This window comes from Dactylosporangium sp. CA-052675, from assembly GCF_050947935.1.
Lineage (GTDB): Bacteria > Actinomycetota > Actinomycetes > Mycobacteriales > Micromonosporaceae > Dactylosporangium.
Genome location: NZ_CP192010.1, coordinates 7,940,460 through 7,959,586, shown reverse-complemented (window position 1 = coordinate 7,959,586; position 19,127 = coordinate 7,940,460). Strand labels below are relative to the sequence as shown.

At 69.7% G+C, this 19,127-nt stretch carries 16 protein-coding genes and 1 tRNA gene; 9 read left to right on the top strand and 8 right to left on the bottom strand.

The genetic code is table 11. The features are described from left to right. Nucleotides 1-469: 469 nt before the first annotated feature. Nucleotides 470-1,144 carry a hypothetical protein gene (locus tag ACQP1P_RS35355; protein ID WP_433077745.1) on the bottom strand — a complete coding sequence of 225 codons (675 nt, stop codon included), beginning with the start codon at nt 1,142-1,144 and terminating at the stop codon, nt 470-472. Nucleotides 1,145-1,192: 48 nt separating this feature from the next. Continuing rightward, the gene (locus tag ACQP1P_RS35350) at nt 1,193-2,068 is read right to left on the bottom strand and encodes a hypothetical protein (RefSeq protein ID WP_433077743.1); all 876 of its coding nucleotides are present in this window, start codon (nt 2,066-2,068) and stop codon (nt 1,193-1,195) included. Nucleotides 2,069-2,511: 443 nt separating this feature from the next. Between ACQP1P_RS35350 and ACQP1P_RS35345 the strand changes: the two genes are divergently transcribed. After that, entirely contained in the window at nt 2,512-2,931 is a 420-nt protein-coding gene (locus ACQP1P_RS35345; RefSeq protein ID WP_433077741.1) for a hypothetical protein, read from the top strand. Between the two features lie 54 nt (nt 2,932-2,985). Beyond that, entirely contained in the window at nt 2,986-3,231 is a 246-nt protein-coding gene (locus ACQP1P_RS35340) for a hypothetical protein (protein ID WP_433077739.1), read from the top strand. 502 nt (nt 3,232-3,733) lie between these two features. Here ACQP1P_RS35340 and ACQP1P_RS35335 read toward each other — a convergent pair. The 4 genes from ACQP1P_RS35335 to ACQP1P_RS35320 all read right to left on the bottom strand — a co-directional run bounded on the left by ACQP1P_RS35335 (nt 3,734) and on the right by ACQP1P_RS35320 (nt 9,135). Further along, nucleotides 3,734-4,096, bottom strand: coding sequence for a 4-fold beta flower protein (locus ACQP1P_RS35335; protein WP_433077737.1), 363 nt, complete (start codon nt 4,094-4,096; stop codon nt 3,734-3,736). Nucleotides 4,097-4,202: 106 nt separating this feature from the next. Beyond that, nucleotides 4,203-5,279: a patatin-like phospholipase family protein gene (locus tag ACQP1P_RS35330; RefSeq protein WP_433077735.1), complete on the bottom strand. Its 1,077-nt coding sequence runs from the start codon at nt 5,277-5,279 to the stop codon at nt 4,203-4,205. 6 nt (nt 5,280-5,285) lie between these two features. Continuing rightward, nucleotides 5,286-7,781 carry a ThiF family adenylyltransferase gene (locus ACQP1P_RS35325; protein ID WP_433077733.1) on the bottom strand — a complete coding sequence of 832 codons (2,496 nt, stop codon included), beginning with the start codon at nt 7,779-7,781 and terminating at the stop codon, nt 5,286-5,288. Between the two features lie 52 nt (nt 7,782-7,833). Continuing rightward, nucleotides 7,834-9,135, bottom strand: a complete 1,302-nt coding sequence (locus ACQP1P_RS35320) for a hypothetical protein (protein ID WP_433077731.1) — start codon at nt 9,133-9,135, stop codon at nt 7,834-7,836. A gap of 269 nt (nt 9,136-9,404) precedes the next feature. Between ACQP1P_RS35320 and ACQP1P_RS35315 the strand changes: the two genes are divergently transcribed. Next, nucleotides 9,405-10,424: an XRE family transcriptional regulator gene (locus ACQP1P_RS35315; protein WP_433077729.1), complete on the top strand. Its 1,020-nt coding sequence runs from the start codon at nt 9,405-9,407 to the stop codon at nt 10,422-10,424. 810 nt (nt 10,425-11,234) lie between these two features. Here ACQP1P_RS35315 and ACQP1P_RS35310 read toward each other — a convergent pair. Continuing rightward, nucleotides 11,235-11,308 (bottom strand) — tRNA-Pro (locus ACQP1P_RS35310). 105 nt (nt 11,309-11,413) lie between these two features. On the opposite strand from ACQP1P_RS35310, the gene ACQP1P_RS35305 reads away from it, so the two are divergent. From ACQP1P_RS35305 to ACQP1P_RS35280, 6 genes are all read left to right on the top strand, one after another. Beyond that, nucleotides 11,414-11,863, top strand: a complete 450-nt coding sequence (locus ACQP1P_RS35305) for a VOC family protein (protein WP_433077727.1) — start codon at nt 11,414-11,416, stop codon at nt 11,861-11,863. Between the two features lie 11 nt (nt 11,864-11,874). Continuing rightward, nucleotides 11,875-12,165, top strand: coding sequence for a hypothetical protein (locus ACQP1P_RS35300; RefSeq protein WP_433077725.1), 291 nt, complete (start codon nt 11,875-11,877; stop codon nt 12,163-12,165). Continuing rightward, on the top strand, nt 12,162-12,956 hold the full coding sequence (locus ACQP1P_RS35295; protein WP_433077723.1) for a hypothetical protein: 795 nt from the start codon (nt 12,162-12,164) through the stop codon (nt 12,954-12,956). The genes ACQP1P_RS35300 and ACQP1P_RS35295 overlap by 4 nt, the downstream gene beginning before the upstream one ends. After that, nucleotides 12,947-13,357: a hypothetical protein gene (locus ACQP1P_RS35290; protein WP_433077721.1), complete on the top strand. Its 411-nt coding sequence runs from the start codon at nt 12,947-12,949 to the stop codon at nt 13,355-13,357. Before ACQP1P_RS35295 ends, ACQP1P_RS35290 begins: the two co-directional genes overlap by 10 nt. A 310-nt stretch (nt 13,358-13,667) precedes the next feature. Further along, entirely contained in the window at nt 13,668-15,572 is a 1,905-nt protein-coding gene (locus ACQP1P_RS35285; RefSeq protein WP_433077719.1) for a diguanylate cyclase domain-containing protein, read from the top strand. A gap of 215 nt (nt 15,573-15,787) precedes the next feature. Continuing rightward, nucleotides 15,788-18,442, top strand: a complete 2,655-nt coding sequence (locus tag ACQP1P_RS35280; RefSeq protein ID WP_433077717.1) for a discoidin domain-containing protein — start codon at nt 15,788-15,790, stop codon at nt 18,440-18,442. Between the two features lie 49 nt (nt 18,443-18,491). Here the strand turns inward: ACQP1P_RS35280 and ACQP1P_RS35275 are convergent, their stop codons facing one another. Continuing rightward, a complete protein-coding gene (locus tag ACQP1P_RS35275) occupies nt 18,492-19,127 on the bottom strand; it encodes an acVLRF1 family peptidyl-tRNA hydrolase (protein WP_433077715.1) in 636 nt (211 codons plus the stop codon).

Below are 19,127 nucleotides of genomic sequence, written 5' to 3'. Positions count from 1 at the left end.
TTGTCGCGTCCTCGCGCGAGCGCTATCACACGCTGCGCTGATCCGAGCGCCCTGAGGACGTACTGGCTGTCTCGGATGTCCTTGCAGCCCGACTCGGAGAACAGCGGAGCGGTCCGGGGATCGGTCGACAGCAGCGGCGGCGGGCGCATCTGCATGTTGTACCGGAGGCCGCCGCGACGACACCAGTGCCGGCGAAGGAGTGGCTGTAGACCGGCCCGCCACCATAGGGCGCACCATAAGTGGGCATTCCGGTGCGCCTCGCCCCCATCCTGCCCCAGTGATCCGCGGCGCGTGTCCGTGCTCGCGGGCCTCGTGCGTTGGCGGCGCGGCGTCAGCGGCGGTCCCGGTACGGCGCGTCCACCGGCCTTGCAGCCCGCGTCATCTGCGGCTCGGGCCCGACGACGTCCTGCCGCTGGCCGGCAGATTCGAGAAGCGCATCCGCTGCGCCGGCGTCCAGGACGGCCCGCACTCAGGAAACCTGCCGTACCTCACCGCGGGCGGTGACCTCGTACAGGTCGATGCGCAGCTGGTCGCGGATGCGGGCGGGAACGCGCCGGACGGCATTCACGGCGCCGGTCGGCACGATCAATGCGTAACGCACGGCGTCGGTCTCACCAGTCATGCGGCGTAGCAGCTGGCCGTAGGCGATGTCGGCATCGGTGCCCGGTTCACTGGTCGTGCCCTTGACCTCGCCAATGAGGCGTTGCGCACCCCGGACGGCTTCGACGTCGGCCCACGGATCGGTCGGCGTGACAGGCGTCCAGCCTTCAGCGAGCAACCAGTTCCGGAACGCCTCCGTGACCCAGTCCTCATCGCTGCTCGGGACGAGGAGCCTGCGAATGGCTTGCAGGTCCGATGCCACGTTGCGGCGTAAGCGGCCACGGCTTTCGCAGTCCAGATCGGCGGGACGGATCGTGACCAGCCGGAGCCCATGCGCAGGGATCTCGGTGTCGCGCCGTGCGTCGTAAACGACGACGAGCTGATGGCCGGGCCAGTATCCACCGACCGGCAGCATCACTCGCCGTCCGTCGCGGGATGGATCGCCGAGGAGCCACTCGAACCGATGCTGCGTCTTGGCCGGCTCACCGAGCACCTTGCTACACAACCCGATCACATAGGCTTCATCACTATCGTCTCCACTCATGCCGCGACATGATGCCATCGATCTGCCGCCCCTCGCGCCGGGCACGGTTCACCGCCTCGCCGACGACGGCAGACTCTCCCCATGGGTAGCGATTGCAGTGATCTCGTAGGGGTCCCGCCCGTCGAGATCAAGCAGCGACGGAACCATCGCAAAGATCGCCGCCGTCAGCACCGGTTGATTGGATGACGTGGTGGGCACCGCGCCCTCGGTCCGTGCCCGCAGCGTCACGCCGTCGATGACCGAATTGAACAGGACGGCGAGGTCCTCCCACGTGACGCCCGGCTGAAGATGAAGGCCGTACGCGTTGCAGACTTGCTCGTAGATCCCGCTCCACCGGTCGAGGACGTTGGCGTACCAGTACCTAGCGGCGTACTCACGGACCCGCGGATGGTTTGGCAGGCTGGCCTGCAGAACTGTGATAAGTGAAACCCGCACGTTGGCCAGGACCGCGTCGAGTTCCACGGCCGCCAGCTTCTCGATCAGCTGCCCGAGGCTCAGTTGCCGGGTCATGTCGTTAGCGGCTGCGGCCATCATGTCGAGATGCGCGTTATACGGCTCGGGCCGGAAGAGGTACGCGATCAGATCTTCGGTGTACTCGTTCTTGTGCGGCCACCGGTAGCGGAACTGATTCTCGGTTAAGAATCTGACCTTTGGGTCCGATGACTCCGCAGCCCGCCTCAGGAGTCGCTCGCGTGACACGGATCCGAAGATCCGAGAATGCTCGCCCTCCTCCATGTCTGGTCCCTCGTGCTCTAGCAGGTCGGCACGGAGAATTTCCAAACCGAGATCGAGGAATTGCCGCGTCTCTGGACTGTTCGCGACCTTTGCGCGCGTCTTGCGGTAAGCCCGCGGTGCGATGTGCTGGAGCACTTCGGACAGGTCGTCAATGACCACAGCACCCGGCTCCGTTTGCTGGGTATCCATGCCTTCAACCATGTTCGTCCCGATTCGGTCGAGGTAGCCAGCACGGAGGCGCCAGGCTTGGTGCCCCCGCGTCGGTCAGCCTAGCCCGGTACGCCGATCGTGGCCGCCAAGGAGAGGTTTGCCAACAGGAGTTGCCCTAGACCCGCATTCGTGCACTACGCGATGCTCTTCATGCGAGAGGGCCGCCTATCGGTGATCGAAGGCGGCGAACGTTGTAGGTCCTAAGGCCGCCCGGAATGGAAGCCGCCAGTGACACGATCCGTGCAGGAGCAGTGTGGAGAATGCGAACTAGCGCTTTCGGGGTCGCTTGATCCGGATCCGCCCAATCATCTGATGATGCTCAGGTAGGGCGCCAACCTTCAGACACGCATCAAGGAGGCGTACGCCGCGGTCCGCATCGCCAGCAATTGGTCCAGCCCAATCACCAGCGAGGGAGATCCACCATGCAAACACGCACACGAATCCGGCGGACCGGTATCGCCGCCCTCACAACACTGGTCGCGTCCGCGGCCGTGACACTGACCCTCGCCGCCCCCGCGCACGCCGACAGTTGGGTCATCGGCTGCAACGGCAGTGGCATCAACAACTACAGCCGTGGCGCGTGCGGCGGCGGCACGACCGGCGGCAAAAACTACACCAACCACACCCAGTGGGTCGGCTGGGTCACCGCATACCGGGCCGGCCTCGAACACAACCCGATCGTCAAGGTCGAGTCGTGGGGGGATGGGTTCTACTTCTCGGCGAACGCGGAGTCTGGCACCTGGGGCGCCCAGCGTTGGGTTCGCTCGGGCACCAACGTTTGCGGCGCGGTGACGTACGACGACGGCGCCCGGTTCATCGCCTGCATCAGCATCAGCGTCTGACCTGCCCGGCTTCGACAACCCGATCGCTCCACCGCCACAAGAAGGAGATTCACCATGCGACTGCTCCAACGGACTGGCATCGCCGTCCTGCTCGTCGCCCCGGTGGTCGTCGCCGGCCTCGCCGCCCCCGCGGGCGCGGCCGCCGTGCTGAACCGGTTCGAGCGCAGCTGCTACTTCACCTGCAGCCCGTGGGTCCAGGTCAACGGCGCCTACCACCCTGAGGTCGGCAGCGACTGCGTCACCCATTCGTGGACCGGCACTACGACCGTCCGCAAATCGCAGCCCGGCGCCCGCTGCTGACCACCCTGCGCACAGGTCGGCTGATGCCCGGCGACCCGTATGCGTGGTCGCGACGGTGTGGTTACCGCCGCGGCTCGATCCCGCAACCCACGCGCGCACGGCGTGCGTCCGTAACCGACGCTGTTCAATCCGGCGTACATCGACGACCAGGCGTCGAGCTCCGGCCGCATCCGGACGATGTTCTCGACGCGGTCGGGCTTGGTCCGGTCGTACCGCTCTGTCCTGCCCCGGGTCGATGGAGACATCGAACAACCGGAGGATTCACTGTCATGGCGGCACCGAAGAAAGTATTCAGACGGGTCGCGTGAGCGGACGACGCGTCTGGCCCCCCGCGGAACGCCTGGCCGTGGAACCGGACCGGCAGAAAGTTCGGCGCGTGAGATGCCGAAGGGCGACCTCGGCGAGGTAGAGCCTGACCAGGGCGAAGGTTGCAGCGACGGTGGACGCCTATGCGCTTGCAATTTGATCAACAGATGGTGAGGAACACTCGCAGATGCCGACGCTATTGATGCGTCCAAGTTTGGAATGGTAGGGCCGAGTAGCCGCCTGCAGGCCGCGCCGGTCGAGCTGGGCATGCAGGTCGGGGCCTGGCCGGACGAGCTGGGCGAGCCGCTCTAGCGGCACGCGCGGGTCGCGCAGGGCGGGCAGACCCGCGAAGCGCCTGGTTCGGATTCCAAGCTACTACGCGCCCGCTCTGATCCAGGCAGGTCAAACCATCGACTGGGCCACACCAATTGCCGGTCAAGGCTGACCATGCGTGACCGTTAGATATATAGGCAACCCAGTTCATGTCGACGTCGAAGATGTGGGCATCGGGTTGGATCCATCCAACCAATTCGTTGTGCTCATCGCGAAGCTGTTGCATTTGTTCTCCTTACATCTGTTTTGATCTTGACGTATTTGATTGGCGGCGGTCGCATATGGCCTTGTACTTGTTAACAATTGTGGTGGGAACAACCTGGTGCGGCACTTCAGAGATCGGGGCAGTAGTACGTGATGAGGGTTCGGGTCAGCTGCTCGCCGCGAGTGCTGATGGCGTGTAGGTCGTCGTCGCTCATGCTCTTGAAGTTGGTGCCATAGGAGCGGACGCGACCGCAGGGGATGAGGTCGGGCAGCGGCACCGGGAGTCGATGGTCGGGCATACCGAGGTAGCTGTGGACGAATCCGCGCAGTTGTCCGGTGCGTGCGGCTTCGTGGAGGCGTGCTCGGCCGGCGTCTTGAGTTTTGCGGTAGGTGATGTTGAACGCGCGGTACAGCCGGGTGGGCAGGAAGCGGCCGAGGGCGGGGTTCGGGGCGCCGGTTCCGGCGTCGCAGGCGATGATGTAGTCCAGGTCGTAGACGTGGTCGGTGTAGGCGGGTGAGCGTCCGGGTTCCAGGACGCTGAGGCCGAGGTTGTCGTACACGCCGCCGTCAGTGAGCGCGACCCGCCGGGTCGCTGTTTCACCGTTTCGGGTGAATGTGAAGGTGCGTTCGATCGCCGGGAGCAGCAGGGGGAAGGCGGCGCTGGCGGCGACGGCTTGGGCGACGGTGATCGGGTCGGTGATGGTGCCGTGGGCGGAGCAGGAGCTTCGCTGGCTGCCGAATCGCACCGCGCGGGTGGTGTGCAGGTCGGTGGCGCTGAGGACAGTGGCGAGTCGGGGGTGGGTCACCTTGTCGAGGGGGGCGTCGCCGAATACGAGGTCGGCGAGGGTGTCGCGGAGCGCGTCGGTGCGGTTGGCGGTGCGCTGGCTGTTGAACGGCGTCGGCATCGAGGAGCGCAGCAGGGCGGTCATGTTGCGGCCGACGGCCGCTGGGGTGAATGCGCGGCGGGTGATGTCGAGCTGGATGCCGCGGCGGAGCAGGCCGACGGTGTGTGCGTCGAAGTCGTCGAAGCGGTCGGGTCCGTAGGCCCAGAGCGCCGCGGCGAGGCTGCCGCCGCTGATGCCGGACACGACGGTGACGTTGTCGAGGATGCCGCGATCGTGCAGGGCGCGTAGGCAGCCGAGCCCGAATGCGGTCGCGCGGAAGCCGCCGCCGGAGATGGCCAGACCGATCCGTGGTGTGGTCATCGCAGGTCAGCCTTCCACCATGAGACGAGGGCGCCTGTGCCACAGCCGCCACCATCGGCGTCGCGCCGTGGTGGCCGCGGCGGGGAGTGATTGGCGATAGCCGCCGGGGTGGTAGGTCAGACCCTCTGGTGCGGGGATCGCGGGCAACGTCGAGCCGCTGACGGACCGGCGGACGAGGGTGGCGTAGAACTGAGGCAGGTGTAGTGGGGTGGCGTCGCTGCGCCAGGCTGTCCAGTTCGTGTCGTCGCCGCCGAGGATGAGCATGAGTGCCTGGGTCGGGCCGTCGGTGACCGGGGCGACGAGGCCGGCCATGCCGGCGCGGTCGGTCGGGCTTGGCTCGGCGGCGCCGTAGGGGTGGGTGTGCCACATGCCGATGAAGCCGCTGGCCTTGCGGCTGCGCTTGAGGTGGTGGTCGATGAGGTGTTGGGCGCCGTCGGTGCCGTGCTCGAAGTGCAGGTCGGACAGGCGGCTGTCGGGCGGCGGCCCGGAGGCGGTGTCGACGTAGATGCACATCGCGGCTTCGTCGAGCGCGCCGATGAGCATGCCGCCGGTCTCGACTCGGTCGCCGCGGACCCGCGCACCGCGGCGGGTCTCGGCCCGCATCTCCGCCATCGCGGTCGCGGAGATGCGGACCTGCAGGTTGTCGCGGTGTTCGTTGATCAAAACGTCGTTGGGCCAGCCGAGCCAGGCGGCGCCGCGGCCGACACTCGGGTGGTCCTCGCGGGTGTCGAGACGTACGACGGCGACCGCCATGGGCTGTTGCGAGGCGTCCGGCACGGTGCCCGGCGGGCTGGCGATGGCGTCGAGGGCGGCGCTGAACATGGCGGCGGCGAGGGCGGTGACCTCGACCGCGGAGCCGACGAAGGTGGGCGTCGAGCAACCGGGTTCGGGCTGGAAGGTCGTGGCGCGGGGCGGGTCCGGGTAGAAGTCCTCGGCTACGTCAGCGAACGCGGTGCGCTGCGGTCCGGTGACGGCGAGGCCGAGCCGGCGGAAGATGTCGTGGCCGGCGCCGGTGGCTTCCGGCCGGGCCACGGCGACCAGCCCGCGCCGGGCGTGGTGGCCAAGGAGCATCGAGACGACGGTCGGCCACGCGGTGGTGCTTCGTCCGCGGGCGGCCTCGATCGCCGCGCGGACGCCGATGTCGGCGGTGGCGTCGATGATGAGGTCGACGTCAAGGTGCGAGGGATCGTCGTCGGTGATCAACGACACCGCGTCGCGGACCACCGGTCGCACCGTGGTCGTGCGGGAGATGACGTCGAGCCGGGCGGCGAGCGCAACCGCCTTGGCTGAGCCGATGTCGTCGTCGGTGTACTGCTGGCGGACCAGGATGCCCGGGGTGACGATGCCGTTGTCGACGACGGTCACGGAGGCCGCGCGGGCACGGACGCAGGCGTCGGCGACCGGGCCGCCGATCGCGCCGCACCCCAGGATCAGAATCCGTTTGCCGGCCAGCCACGCGGCCGGGCTGTCATGGTCGCGGCGGACCGTGACCTCGGGGCGGTCCTCGAACAGCCGCAGCCAGTCGGTCGAGGCCAGGTTGAACCACGACCGGCCAAGGTCCAGCACATCCGCACGCAGGTCAGGAAGGTCGAGCTGGTTGACCTGGGTGAGCAGCTCGGCGACCTTCTCGGTGAACGTGTCCAGCCGCCAAGCGACCAGGTGCGCCAGCCGGGGCCCGTGCCCGAGGCCCCGGCTCGGGGTGCCGACCAGCACGATGAGGGGGGTCGAGCCGCCCGTCGTCGTGTCGATCACGCCATTGGTGGCGGCGACGGCGGCGATCAGCTCCATGAACCGCTCATGTTCAACGCCTGCGCCGCGCAGGCCCGCCACGAGCCGCTCGGCACGATCGGGGTACTCAACGAACGGCTCCCCATCGACGAGCACCACAGCCGCTCCGACGACGACCCAGTCTTCGTCAGATCGTCGGTGCGGCACGGGGGTGCGCTGGGCGAACTCGTCCGTGGTCTCCCAGTCGATCACGTCGAACCGGTCGCCGTGCTGCTCGCACACGGCCACCAGGTACGCCGGGCCGCGGTCTGGACTCGGCCAGGGCACGTGGTCGCCGAGGTCCGCTCGGATCACCATCAGCTCGTCCGCCTGGCCGGTGTACGCCACCGGGGGATGGCGCGGCCGGTCGTCGGGGTCGAGGTCACCGATCGCCGCCTTCTCCAGCCACAACAGCAGCCGGTCGAGCAGGCCACGCATCCCGTCGCCGGGCTGCCACTCGACCGACGGTGCCGCGTACAGGCACACGTACCGGCCCCAGTTGACGTGCGGTGTCCCGGCCCACCGCCGGTGCGACACCCACACTGACGGCGGCGCGAACGGGAAGCGGGCGTCGACTTCAATGTTGAACCGTTCCCGGCTACGGACCCGCACACCACTTGTGGCGTGCGAGACCCCGGCCAGGCATAGGGACAGGTCGATCCGCATCGCGGCGCCGCGTCGTGTCGGGGCCGTGACTTTGACGATCTCGATCGCGGCCGGACGCGCTGCGACCATGTCGCGCAGCTGACGCAACGCTAGCTGCTGTCCTTCGGTCATGTTCACCGGCTCACCGGCCGCCGAATCCGGTCACCTGGCCCGGCGCTGACGTGTTCCCGCGGGCCTGCGCGATCGCTTCACGCACCTGCGCCGGACCGCTCACCGTAGCGGCGTCCCGCTGCCGGTGCTGGTAAGCGTAGGCCGGGCCGACGAGGGCGGCCGCGCCAGCCACGAGCGCCAGGCGCCGGCCGGACCGTGACGCCTCCACAAGCGACTTCGACTCCTCGACATCGACCGGGTCGACGAGGACGAATCCGTCGTTGGTCAGGCCGAATACCACCGGCTGCGGGGTGGCGACGGTCGGATACTCCATCGTGCAGATGAACTCGTCGGCGATCTCGGAGTAGCGGTCCTTCGCCTTCACGTGTGGCGGGTTCTGGCCCGGGGTGTTGCTCGCTGGTACCGGGCAACTGCTGCTCACCACGATCGCGCCGTCAAGCGCATGGCGCCCGAATGCGTCGAGGACGTCTTGGGCGAGGACCTCCTCGCCGTCCTCGTCGACGACGTACATCACCGACTTTGAACAGTGGTGCGGCGCCAGCAGCACGTTCCACTTGAGTCGCTCGCTCCGCTTGTTGTCCTCGCTGTAGGTGAAGATCTTCATGATCGTGTCATGGCTGAGGTCGCCGAAAAGCAGGGTCTGTCCGGTCTTTCCGTTCTCGCCGGTGAGCGTCACCTGCATCGCCACGGAGGTCTCGTTGCGCTTCGCGGCGCAGTCGTCCACGAACGGAGCATGCAAGAACGCCTCGAACGAGCCGGCAACGTCGACCCCGTCGAGGCGGGAGACCGACTTGCCCGGGCCAGTGAGGTACTCGTCAGGCAACTCGTGGTAGGCGTGCTTGTCGTGGTCGGTGTCGTAGCCGATGACCAGCACCCGATCGCCGGACTCGACGGCGTCCCCGTCGGCGACCGCCTTCATGATGGCGTTCACGCGCCGCTCGGTCTCCTCCTGGAACGCCTTCGCGTCGTCGCAGAGAACGGCGTCCGGGTCGTCGAGCTCGCGCCACAGCCGCGGCGTGGCCCACAACTCGCCGATGCGGACCTTGTCGAGCAGGTCGGCGAAGCCCCGGCAGTGGTCCTGGTCGGCGTGGGTCAGCACGAACACCGCGAGGTAGGGCTCGCCGTCGACCGTCGGCAGGACTTCGACGAGCCGGTCCACGACGGCATACTCCGGCATGTCGTCATTGTCGGCCTTCGCCATGTCGTGCAGATCCACCTGCACGACGATCTCCTCGGTGACCACGATCGTGCTGCTGTCGCCGGTGCCGACCGGCCAGAACACGACGCCACGCTGCGGCATGCCTCCGAACACGTCCAACTTCTTCCTGGCCACCAGCGGCCTGAGACCCGGGCCGATCGGTCCGGGCGAATCGATTTAGAACGTCGACAACCCCCGGCCTCGCGCTGCGGCACGGCACCGCGCGATCCGGCCGAAGGCCAGCCTCACGATCTTACTTACTATCACGACACGAGATTCGGTGCGTACTTCTTCACTCGAAGGGTAAGTGTTCCACGCGTCACATCGGTGAGACCGGGGTGATCGGCCAGAATGCGGTGACAAGATCGGGGTCGGGAGAGCACATGAGCGCGGCGACGTTCGAGCGGGAGCGGCTGCGCGTCGCCCGCGAGTTGGCGAAGCTCAGTCAGACGCAACTCGCCGACAAGATCGGCATCTCCCCAGCGGCGATCAGCCAGTTCGAGAGCGGCGCGGCCCGCCCCAGCGCCGGCACGATCGCCAGCTTCAGCACCACGCTTAACGTCCCGATCGGCTTCTTCGCCGAGCCGATCACCGAGACGCACGAGGGTTTCTTCCGCTCCCTGCGCCGCACAGCCGTCGCCGACCGTCGCCGCGCCCGCGCGATCGCCCATGTGGCGCGAGACCTCGCCGCCCACGCTGCCGCGGCTGGCCGATTCCCAGCCAGCGACGTGCCCCGGGTTCCCGTAAGCGGCCTCGGCGCGGACCGCGACGAGATCGAACGGATCGCCGGGCAGGTCCGCAAGGCCTGGAGCATGCCGACCGGACCGGTCGGCAACGTCGTCGATCTCCTCGAACAGCACGGCGTCGTCGTGATTCGCCTGCCGCTGGGCAGCGCCGATGTCGACGCGTTCTCGTTGCCGTTTGTCGACCACCCGGTCGTGGTCCTCGGCGCCGACAAGAACGACCGCGCCCGGTCACGCTTCGACGGCGCCCACGAACTCGCTCACCTCGTGCTTCACGGCGAGCAGATCTGGGGCGTCAAGGAGGTCGAGAACCAGGCGCATCAGTTCGCCGCCGCGCTCCTCCTGCCTGCCGACGAGATCGAGGGCGAGTTGCCGACAACCGTGGACTGGCCCAAACTCTTCGAACTCAAACGACACTGGCAGGTGTCCCTCGCCGCCCTTCTCATGCGCGCACGAACGCTGGAGCGCATGAGCAAGGACACCTACTTGACGGCCATCAAGGCGGCATCCGCCCGCGGCTGGCGCCGAGTCGAGCCACTCCCACTCGGCCAGCCCGAGCAACCCCGACGACTTCTCCGCTTCCTCGATGATCCGGCGAGCCGAGAAGCGCGGCAACAGCTACCAGTCCACATCGTCACAGGCATCGCCTCGGCGGCGTGAGCCGCTTGACGGCGGCCACGATGCTTGCTCCGTGGTTGCTCGGATGTTCACCGACCTGGACGGACGCACGCGGACGGAAAAGGAAAAGCACACGAGATGCCGCCTCGGGGGCTTGCTACGCAGCGTTGGCAATGCCTGGACCAGTACGGACGCATCGGTACGGTCACCGACTCAACACGGACGACGCTCCGCAACTGCTAAAACCATCTAAATATTCAAAATTCGGCCTTTAAATCCGTTGGTCTAGAGGCCGAGTCGTGGCGATACGCCATCTGGTATCCAAGCGGAGACCGCGACCGCGCCTCGCAGCACTCCGGGGCTGGGTCACACCCCCCCCCTTCCCGATCCGGCGCTGCTGGCCCGTGGCTGCCTCGCTCGCCTGATCCATTGGCGAGGTCTGTGCTGCGACGACGTCCCGCACGCGCCTGGCGATCACCGGCTCGTTGGTCCGCTGTGCTGGCCGCGGTGTATAGGTGATGGCTGAGTTGCACAGGGTTACCGTCCAGGGCTGGGAGGGCGACCCGGAGGACTGAGACTTGGCGGGCGGTGATCAGGCTGACGCCAGCGAGGGGTGGTGACGGCGTCGTTGGCATTCCGGTGGCGGTGCTGAGCTCGGATGCCCGGCTCGGGGGATCGCGCGAGGCGCACGAATGCGGGCCGCTCCGTCCGACTGGTCCCGTCGCACGTTGGGCTGTGGCGCCGGGCTGTCGTGGAGACTGAAAGTGGGGGGTTTATGGGGAGTGCCCACTTGGTTCATCTAAAAACACTGATGGCTTGAGCCTGTTTTCCCAGCTCAAGCCATCTTCCGTGTCGGGACAGCGGGATTTGAACCCACGACCCCTTGACCCCCAGTCAAGTGCGCTACCAAACTGCGCTATGTCCCGGTGCCCCACGCTCACGCGCGCAGCCGGTACAGCGTAGCGCATCCCCCCGCCCCCCGCCCAAGCAGTATCCCCCTCCCGCGAAACCAGCCCCGCTACGCTCGCGCGATGCGGCTTGAGCTGGTCACGATCGTGGTGGACGCGTACGACCCGGCGATCGAGTTCTTCGTCGGCGTGCTCGGGTTCGAGCTCGTCGAGGACTCGCCCTCGTTCACGAGTGTCGGGCGGCGGGTGAAGCGGTGGGTGGTCGTCCGGCCGCCCGGGGCGCAGACCGGCATCCTCCTCGCGCAGGCGGATGGGGAGCGGCAGGTGGCCGGGGTGGGGGAGCAGGCGGCCGGGCGGGTCGGGTTCTTTCTGCGGGTCGAGGACTTCGATGCGGCCTTCCGGCGGCTCGTCGAGCACGGGGTCGTGATCGAAGGGTCACCCCGTGTGGAGGAGTACGGGCGGATCGTGGTGTTCCGGGATATTGCCGGGAACCGGTGGGACCTGCTCGGACCGCGTCAGGAAGCCGCCAAAAACGGCGAAACGCCCTCGCGAACCGGTGGCCCGGCGGCCTAGCGTCCGACGCCGTGCTGGGTGTTGAGCTGTTTGAGCTGTGGCGGGTCGGGCGGGTTCGGATGCCGGCGCTCGCGGAGACGTATGCGCGGGCGGCCCGGGAGCTGCGGGCGGTGCCGCACGACGACGCCGAATGGGTCTCGCTTCGGTGGCAGCTGGCGGGGGTGCTCGCCGCCGCGGCGGGGCAGGTCGAGGAGGCGGCCGAGGCCGTATGCGTCGCGGTGGTGCGGTATGCCGAGGCCGATGCGGGGGCCGGCCGCGAGTTCCGGCGGCTGCGGGACGCCGGCGGGGTGCTTCGGGGATGACGTACGAGATGCTGATGCGCCACGCCGCCGACATGCGCGATCTCGCGGTCTCGGTGGCGTCCGCCGGGACCGGGGACGATCCGTGGCGGCGGCGCAGCGTCGAGCGGGAGTTCGCCGACCTTCCGGACGCGTTCCGGCCGATCGCGGGCTTTCCCGATCCGCGGGACTTCGAGGCGAGGGTCGAGCGGGTGCGCGATGTCCTGCGTGGACTGTCCACTGGGGACGGCGAGCTGGCCGCGCCGGGGCTCGGGGACCTGAGCACCTCGCTGCGCAACTGGCAGGGGGAGGCCGCCGAGCGGTTCAAGGCCGGGTTCGTCGAGCCGTGGCCGGCGTTCGTGCGTAACCAGTACACCGTCGGGGTGGTGCTCAGGGCCGGGCTCGAGGCGCAGCGTGACATCTGGGCCAGGGCGCGGCAGGACGCGGACCAGATCGCGGAGCAGGGGCTGGCGGCGGTCGGGGCGTGCGGGGACTGTACGCGTACCGAATGGACGGTCACCTTCACCGTGGTCGCCTCGGTGGCGGCGATCGTGGCCGTCCCCGTCGGCGGGGGACTGGCGCTCGCCGCGGGCGGGATCGCCGGGCTGGCGCAGGTCGCCGCCGCCACGGGGCCGGCCGAGGCGCCGCGGACCACGTTCAGTGCCGACGATCCGGCCGAGGTCGCCGACCGGGTGCGGGAGGCCGTCACGCAGCTGCGGCGGCACGTCCACGACAAGCAGGACGAGGTGCACCGGGCGCTGCGGGACACCGGGCGGGTCCTGACGGATCAGCCGGAGCTGTTCGGATGGCGATGACCGTCACCGTGCGGGGCACCACCGCCACGCTGCACGACGACACCGTCGAGATCTCGGGGCCGTGCCCGGCCGGGGATCTCGAGGCGATCGGGCGGGCGCTGTGGGCGGCCCGGGCCCGGGAGACCCTGCGCCGGGCCGGGCTGGCGCGGGAGCCGGCGCCGGTCGGATGGCGGGCCGAGGAGTACGTGCGGCGAAGGGCGCAGATCGTCGCGTGTGGATGGTCGCGGGACGGCCGGCTGGAGATCCGGGGGGTGCGGGTGTTCCGCGTCGTCGGCGAGGTCACGCGGGACCGGGTCCGGGAGGCGGCCGCGGCGCTCATCCGGGACCAGCGGGAGCAGGTCAGGGCCCTGAAACGAGAGATCTGGCAACCGGCGGGCCCAGGCCGTGGCCTCCAGCGGTGACGGGACCGTGCACGGCGGCGTGCGCGTGGTGCGGCAGCTGGTCGGTCTCGGTGTGGGCGGTCTCGGCGTGGCCGGGCCGGCCGGCGACGCCGATGCCGGCCGTCGCGCTCAAGCGCGTCGAGCACTCTGGTCCCGCCGAACTGAGTAATGATCCACTGCTGCGGCGCACTGGATCGTGCCGCGCACCTGGCGCTACCCTGTCCGCACCGCCCGCGATGGGTGGGCGATACCGCTCATCTCGGCTCAGGGTCGGCCGAAGGTATGGCGGCCGGAGGTCTGCCGGCCGGGGCGAAGGCGGTGATGACGGGCGGTGAAGACCAGCCGGCTGATCGCCGTGTTCGCGCCCCTGTTCGCCGTCGCCGTCGGCTGGGCGCTGCTGCGGCTCGCCGGCTTCGAGGGTGCGCTGGTGCTGGGCTGGCTGCCGGGCGCGATCGGCATCGCGGTCGGCGGGGGCTACCTGCTGGCTGCGTCCCGCACGCCCGGGCTCGACCCCGCCGGGCGCCGGTTCTGGCGTCACCTGGCCATCGCCGCGCTGCTCATCGCCCCCTCGACCGGCCCGTTCACGGAGGCGAGCCTGGGCGGGCGGCGCTCCGGCCCGCTGCTCTTCGCCGCCGTCGGGCTGCTCGCCGTGGCCCTGCTGCTCGTGCTCTGGGCCCTGCTGCGGCTGCCGACCCGGGTCCGCGGGCGCCGCGACTGGCTGCGGCTGGGGCTCGACGCGGCCACGGTGCTGGTCTGCTCGGCGACGTTCCTGTGGCACTTCGTGCTGCGCGGGGCCGCGGGCGCACCGCTGCCGCAGGTGCTCGGCCTGAGCGTGCTGAGCGTGCTGTGCCTGCTCGCCGTGCTGGCCGTGGTGAAGCTCATCCTCGCCGGTACCGCCGTCGTCGACGCCCGGGCCCTGCGGGCGCTCGCGCTCGTGGTCGTGATCGGCGCGGTCGGCTCCGCCCTGGTCCCGGTGCTGTCCAGCCCCCGCCTCGCCGGCGTCTCCGACCTGGTCACCATGTGCGAGGCGCTGGCGGTCGCCGTCGCCGGGGTGCTGCAGGCGCGCCGGGCGGGCGCGGGCGAGACGGTCCCGGTCGAGCGGCGACGGCCCTATTCGGTGCTGCCGTACCTCGCCGTCGCCGCCGTCAACCTCCTCCTCGTCGCCGTCACGGTCGACGAGCTCGGCACCCTGCCCGTGCTCTTCGGCGCCGTGACGGCCACCGCCGCCGTCGTCGCCCGCCAGCTGCTCGCGTTCCGCGACAACGACGGGCTGCTGCGCTCGCTGCGCGAGCACCAGCGGCTCCTGCACGAGCAGGCCACGCACGACGCGCTCACCGGGCTGCCGAACCGGGCGCTGTTCAACGAGCGACTCGAGCACGCGGCCGCGGCCATCCTGGTCGACCTGGACGACTTCAAGGCCGTCAACGACACGCTCGGCCACCCGGTCGGCGACGGCCTGCTCGTCGAGGTCGGCCGGCGCCTGCGGGCCGCGGTGCGCCCGGCGGACCTGGTGGCGCGCCTGGGCGGGGACGAGTTCGCGGTCCTGGTGCCGGAGGGCTCGCAGGACGGGCTGGACGGGCTCCCGGCCCGCATCCTCGCCGAGCTCGACCGGCCCGTGCACACCCACGGCCACGTGCTCGCGGTGACGGCGAGCGTCGGGGTCGCGGCCCGGACCGACGGCGACGGCGCCCAGGACCTGCTGCGCCACGCCGACATCGCCATGTACGCGGCGAAGCGGCGCGGGAAGGGCACGCACGCGCGGTACACCCCGGATCTCAGCGGTCTGCTCATGACCCCCGAGTCCCGGCTGACCGATCTGCGGCGGGCGCTCGCGGCGGCCCGGCCGCCGTTCACGCTCGAGGTGGGGCGGGCGGCGCTGGTGTCGCCCGGGTTCGCCGCCGAGCTGACCGGCCTGCTCGCCGAGGCCGGGCTGGAGCCGGACGGGCTGACCCTCGCGCTGCCGGCGGCGCAGCTGACCGTCGACGGCGTGCTGCGGCGGGTCATGCGCGAGCTGCGGGCGGCGGGCGTCGGGCTGGCCCTGGACCAGACCGGCACGAACACGGTGCGGCTGGACCTGCTCAGCGCCCTGCCGTTCACCGCGGTGATCGTCGAGCCGCTCGCCGGGGACGATGATCGATCGCGGGCGTTCGCCGAGGCCGCGGCCCGGTTCGCGCGGGACGCGGGGATCGACTACAGGGTTCGGTCCGAGGGCTCACTCCTAGAGAGCGCTCTCTAGATTTTCAGTTCCGGAACCGCAGGGCTCTTGACTTCGGGGCTGCCACGGATAACCCTCGTCCTTGGAGAGCGCTCTCCGAACCTCACCCCGGGTTCCCGGGCCGCCCGTTCCCGGTCCGGTGAGCCTGACACCCCGTCGGCCGGAACACAAGACCGGGCGCCGCACCCCCGCGGCGGCTCGTCCGGCTGCCGCCATGCCCTGAATCAGGAGCAGTGATGCACACCGCCGCACCGCCAACGGCGAACCGCCGCCGCCGAACTCTGATCCTCGCCGCCATCGCCACGTTCGTGGTGCTGGCGACGTACGTGGTCACCACCACCCTCACCGCCTCGGCCGCCGACTCCCTGATCTCGCAGGGCAAGACGGCCCTGTCGTCGTCGGACGAGAACGGCGGCACGCCCGCCTCCGCCGCGTTCGACGGCAACACCACCGGGACCCGCTGGTCCAGCGCGTTCAGCGACCCGCAGTGGATCCGCGTCGACCTGGGCCAGACGGCGACCATCTCGCAGGTCAAGCTCTACTGGGAGTCCGCCTACGCGAAGTCCTTCCAGATCCAGACCTCGCCCGACGGCAACACCTGGACCAACGTCTACTCGACCACGACCGGCACCGGCGGGACGCAGACGCTGACCGTCACCGGCAGCGGCCGCTACGTGCGCATGTACGGCACGGTCCGGGCCACCGGCTACGGCTACTCGCTCTACGAGATGCAGGTCTACGGCTCGTTCGGCACCACGAACCCGACCGGCGGCCCGTGCAACACCACCGCCAACGCGGCGCAGGGCAAGGCGGCCGACGCCTCCAGCACCGAGAACGGCGGCACCCCGGCCTCCGCGGCCGTCGACGGCAACGCCGGCACCCGCTGGTCCAGCGCCGCGAGCGACCCGCAGTGGCTGCGCGTCGACCTCGGCTCGGTCCAGTCGATCTGCCAGGTGACCATCAACTGGGAGGCCGCCTACGGCAAGGACTTCCAGATCCAGACGTCGACCGACAACGCCAACTGGACGACCATCAAGACGGTCACCGGTGGCACGGGCGGCAACCAGGTGCTTAGCGGCCTGAGCGGCTCCGGCCGCTGGGTCCGCGTCTACGGCACGGCCCGCGGCACCGGCTACGGCTACTCGATCTGGGAGCTCATCGTCAACACCGGTGGCACGTCGCCGACCACGTCGTCGCCGTCGCCGACCACCAGCCCGACGCCGACCCCGACCGGCCCGCAGCTGCCGGGCGGCGGCGACCTCGGCGCCAACGTGATCGTGTTCGACCCGAGCCAGTCCTCCGCCACCATCCAGGCGAAGCTGGACCAGGTCTTCACGCAGCAGGAGACCAACCAGTTCGGCACCGAGCGCTACCAGTTGCTGTTCAAGCCGGGCTCCTACAGCGGCCTGAACGCCCAGATCGGCTTCTACACGTCGATCAACGGCCTCGGGCAGAACCCGCAGGACGTGCAGATCCACGGTGACATCACCGTCGACGCGGGCTGGTTCCAGGGCAACGCGACCCAGAACTTCTGGCGCTCGGCCGAGAACCTGTCGGTCTACCCGGTCTCCGGGGTCGACCGCTGGGCTGTCGCGCAGGCCGCGCCGTTCCGCCGGATGGATGTGCACGGCGGCATGACCCTCGCCAGCCCGAACTGTGGCTGGGCGTCGGGCGGCTACATCGCCGACTCGCGGGTCAGCGGCAACATCAACCCCTGCTCGCAGCAGCAGTGGTTCACCCGTGACTCCACGATCGGCAGCTGGAACGGCTCCGTGTGGAACATGGTGTTCTCGGGCGTGCAGGGGGCTCCGGCCAACAGCTTCCCGAACCCGCCGTACACCGTGCTGCCCACCTCGCCGGTGACGCAGGAGAAGCCGTACCTGTACGCGGACGCGTCGGGCTACCGGGTGTTCGTGCCGTCGCTGCGGACCAACAGCAGCGGGGCGACCTGGATCAACGGCCAGACGCCGGGCACCTCGCTGCCGCTGAGCCAGTTCTACGTGGCCAAGCCGGGCGTGAGCGCGGCGACGCTGAACCAGGCGGTCGCGCAGGGCCTGAACCTGCTGTTCACCCCGGGTGTGTACCACCTCAACTCGACGGTGAACATCAACCGCGCCAACACCGTGGTCCTGGGCCTGGGCTACGCGACGATCGTGGCGGACAACGGCGCGCTGCCGATGGCCGTCGGTGACGTCGACGGAGTCAAGATCGCCAGCCTGCTCTTCGACGCCGGCCCGACGAACTCCCCCGCACTGCTGCAGGTCGGCCCCAACGGCGCCACCGGCAACCACGCCGGCGCCCCGAACCTGATCTCCGACGTGTTCCTGCGCGTCGGCGGCGCGGGCGCGGCCAAGGTCACCAACGCCCTCGTGGTCAACAACAACAACACCATCATCGACCACATCTGGGCCTGGCGCGCCGACCACGGCGCCGGAGCGGGCTGGACCTCCAACCCCTCCGACACCGGACTCATCGTCAACGGCCAGAACGTGACCGCCTACGGCCTGTTCGTCGAGCACTTCGAGAAGTACAACGTCATCTGGAACGGCAACGGCGGCAAGACCATCTTCTTCCAGAACGAACTGCCCTACGACCCGCCCTCGGCCGCCGCCTGGTCCCACGACGGGATCACCGGCTACGCCGCCTACAAGGTCGCCAACACCGTCACCTCGCACGAGGCCTGGGGCATGGGCAGCTACTGCGTCTTCACCAGCGACGAATCCATCGCCGCCTACCACTCCTACGAGACGCCGGTCAACGCCAACGTCAAGTTCCACAACATCCTCACCGTCTCCCTCGGCAAGGGCTCCATCACCCACGTCATCAACGACACCGGTGACGCCGCCCTGCCGAGCGCGGTCGTGCCGCACAACGTGATCAACTTCCCGTAGGACCGCACCGCGGAAGGGCCGCCCGGCATCCCGCCGGGCGGCCCTTCGTCTACGGCACCAGGTGGATGCGCACCTTGCGGGCCGTGACCGCGGCCTCCTCCAGGACGGCCAGGCGCGGCTCGGGGACCTCGAGCAGGTGCGGGTGGCGCAGCGCGGCCAGGGCGGCGAGGCGCCGGTCGGCCAGGATCGCCTCGACCATCCCGCGGTCGCCGCCGCAGACGAGCGCGGCGAGGCTCGCGACCTCGGGCAGCAGCACCCGCTCGGCGATGTCCGCGGACTTGCCGGCGACCGCGTCGGACTGGTTGTCGCGCCGGCGCGCGTAGCGCTGCTGGGACCAGCCGCCCGCGGCGGTGCGTCCGTGGACGTGGAACCGCTCGACCTTCGAGGACGTGATGGCGGTACCGTCGGCGATCCCGGCCGCCATCGCGCCCTTGCGGGCCAGCAGGAGCCCGATGCGGGGCGGGGAGGCGATCCCGCGCAGGAGCGCGTCGATGTCCTCGGCCGCGTCCAGGCCCGGGGGCGGGTGCAGGGTCGCCCGGTCGCCGTTGCTCGTGCCGGTCAGGGTCAGGCCGGCCTCGTCGGCGCCCTGATGGCGGCCGTAGAAGCCGTCCAGCCAGCCCCGCAGGCGCTCCGGGGAGATCTCCACCCAGCGACCGCCGCCGGCCGCCGGCTTGGCCGTCACCAT

What these genes read in the sequence shown, in the direction of transcription:
- ACQP1P_RS35355 (WP_433077745.1), bottom strand. Translation starts at nt 1,144, where the DNA reads ATGAGTGGAGACGATAGTGATGAAGCCTATGTGATCGGGTTGTGTAGC.
- ACQP1P_RS35350 (WP_433077743.1), bottom strand. Translation starts at nt 2,068, where the DNA reads ATGGATACCCAGCAAACGGAGCCGGGTGCTGTGGTCATTGACGACCTG.
- ACQP1P_RS35345 (WP_433077741.1), top strand. Translation starts at nt 2,512, where the DNA reads ATGCAAACACGCACACGAATCCGGCGGACCGGTATCGCCGCCCTCACA.
- ACQP1P_RS35340 (WP_433077739.1), top strand. Translation starts at nt 2,986, where the DNA reads ATGCGACTGCTCCAACGGACTGGCATCGCCGTCCTGCTCGTCGCCCCG.
- ACQP1P_RS35335 (WP_433077737.1), bottom strand. Translation starts at nt 4,096, where the DNA reads ATGCAACAGCTTCGCGATGAGCACAACGAATTGGTTGGATGGATCCAA.
- ACQP1P_RS35330 (WP_433077735.1), bottom strand. Translation starts at nt 5,279, where the DNA reads ATGACCACACCACGGATCGGTCTGGCCATCTCCGGCGGCGGCTTCCGC.
- ACQP1P_RS35325 (WP_433077733.1), bottom strand. Translation starts at nt 7,781, where the DNA reads ATGGTCGCAGCGCGTCCGGCCGCGATCGAGATCGTCAAAGTCACGGCC.
- ACQP1P_RS35315 (WP_433077729.1), top strand. Translation starts at nt 9,405, where the DNA reads ATGAGCGCGGCGACGTTCGAGCGGGAGCGGCTGCGCGTCGCCCGCGAG.
- ACQP1P_RS35305 (WP_433077727.1), top strand. Translation starts at nt 11,414, where the DNA reads ATGCGGCTTGAGCTGGTCACGATCGTGGTGGACGCGTACGACCCGGCG.
- ACQP1P_RS35295 (WP_433077723.1), top strand. Translation starts at nt 12,162, where the DNA reads ATGACGTACGAGATGCTGATGCGCCACGCCGCCGACATGCGCGATCTC.
- ACQP1P_RS35290 (WP_433077721.1), top strand. Translation starts at nt 12,947, where the DNA reads ATGGCGATGACCGTCACCGTGCGGGGCACCACCGCCACGCTGCACGAC.
- ACQP1P_RS35280 (WP_433077717.1), top strand. Translation starts at nt 15,788, where the DNA reads ATGCACACCGCCGCACCGCCAACGGCGAACCGCCGCCGCCGAACTCTG.
- ACQP1P_RS35275 (WP_433077715.1), bottom strand. Translation starts at nt 19,127, where the DNA reads ATGGTGACGGCCAAGCCGGCGGCCGGCGGCGGTCGCTGGGTGGAGATC.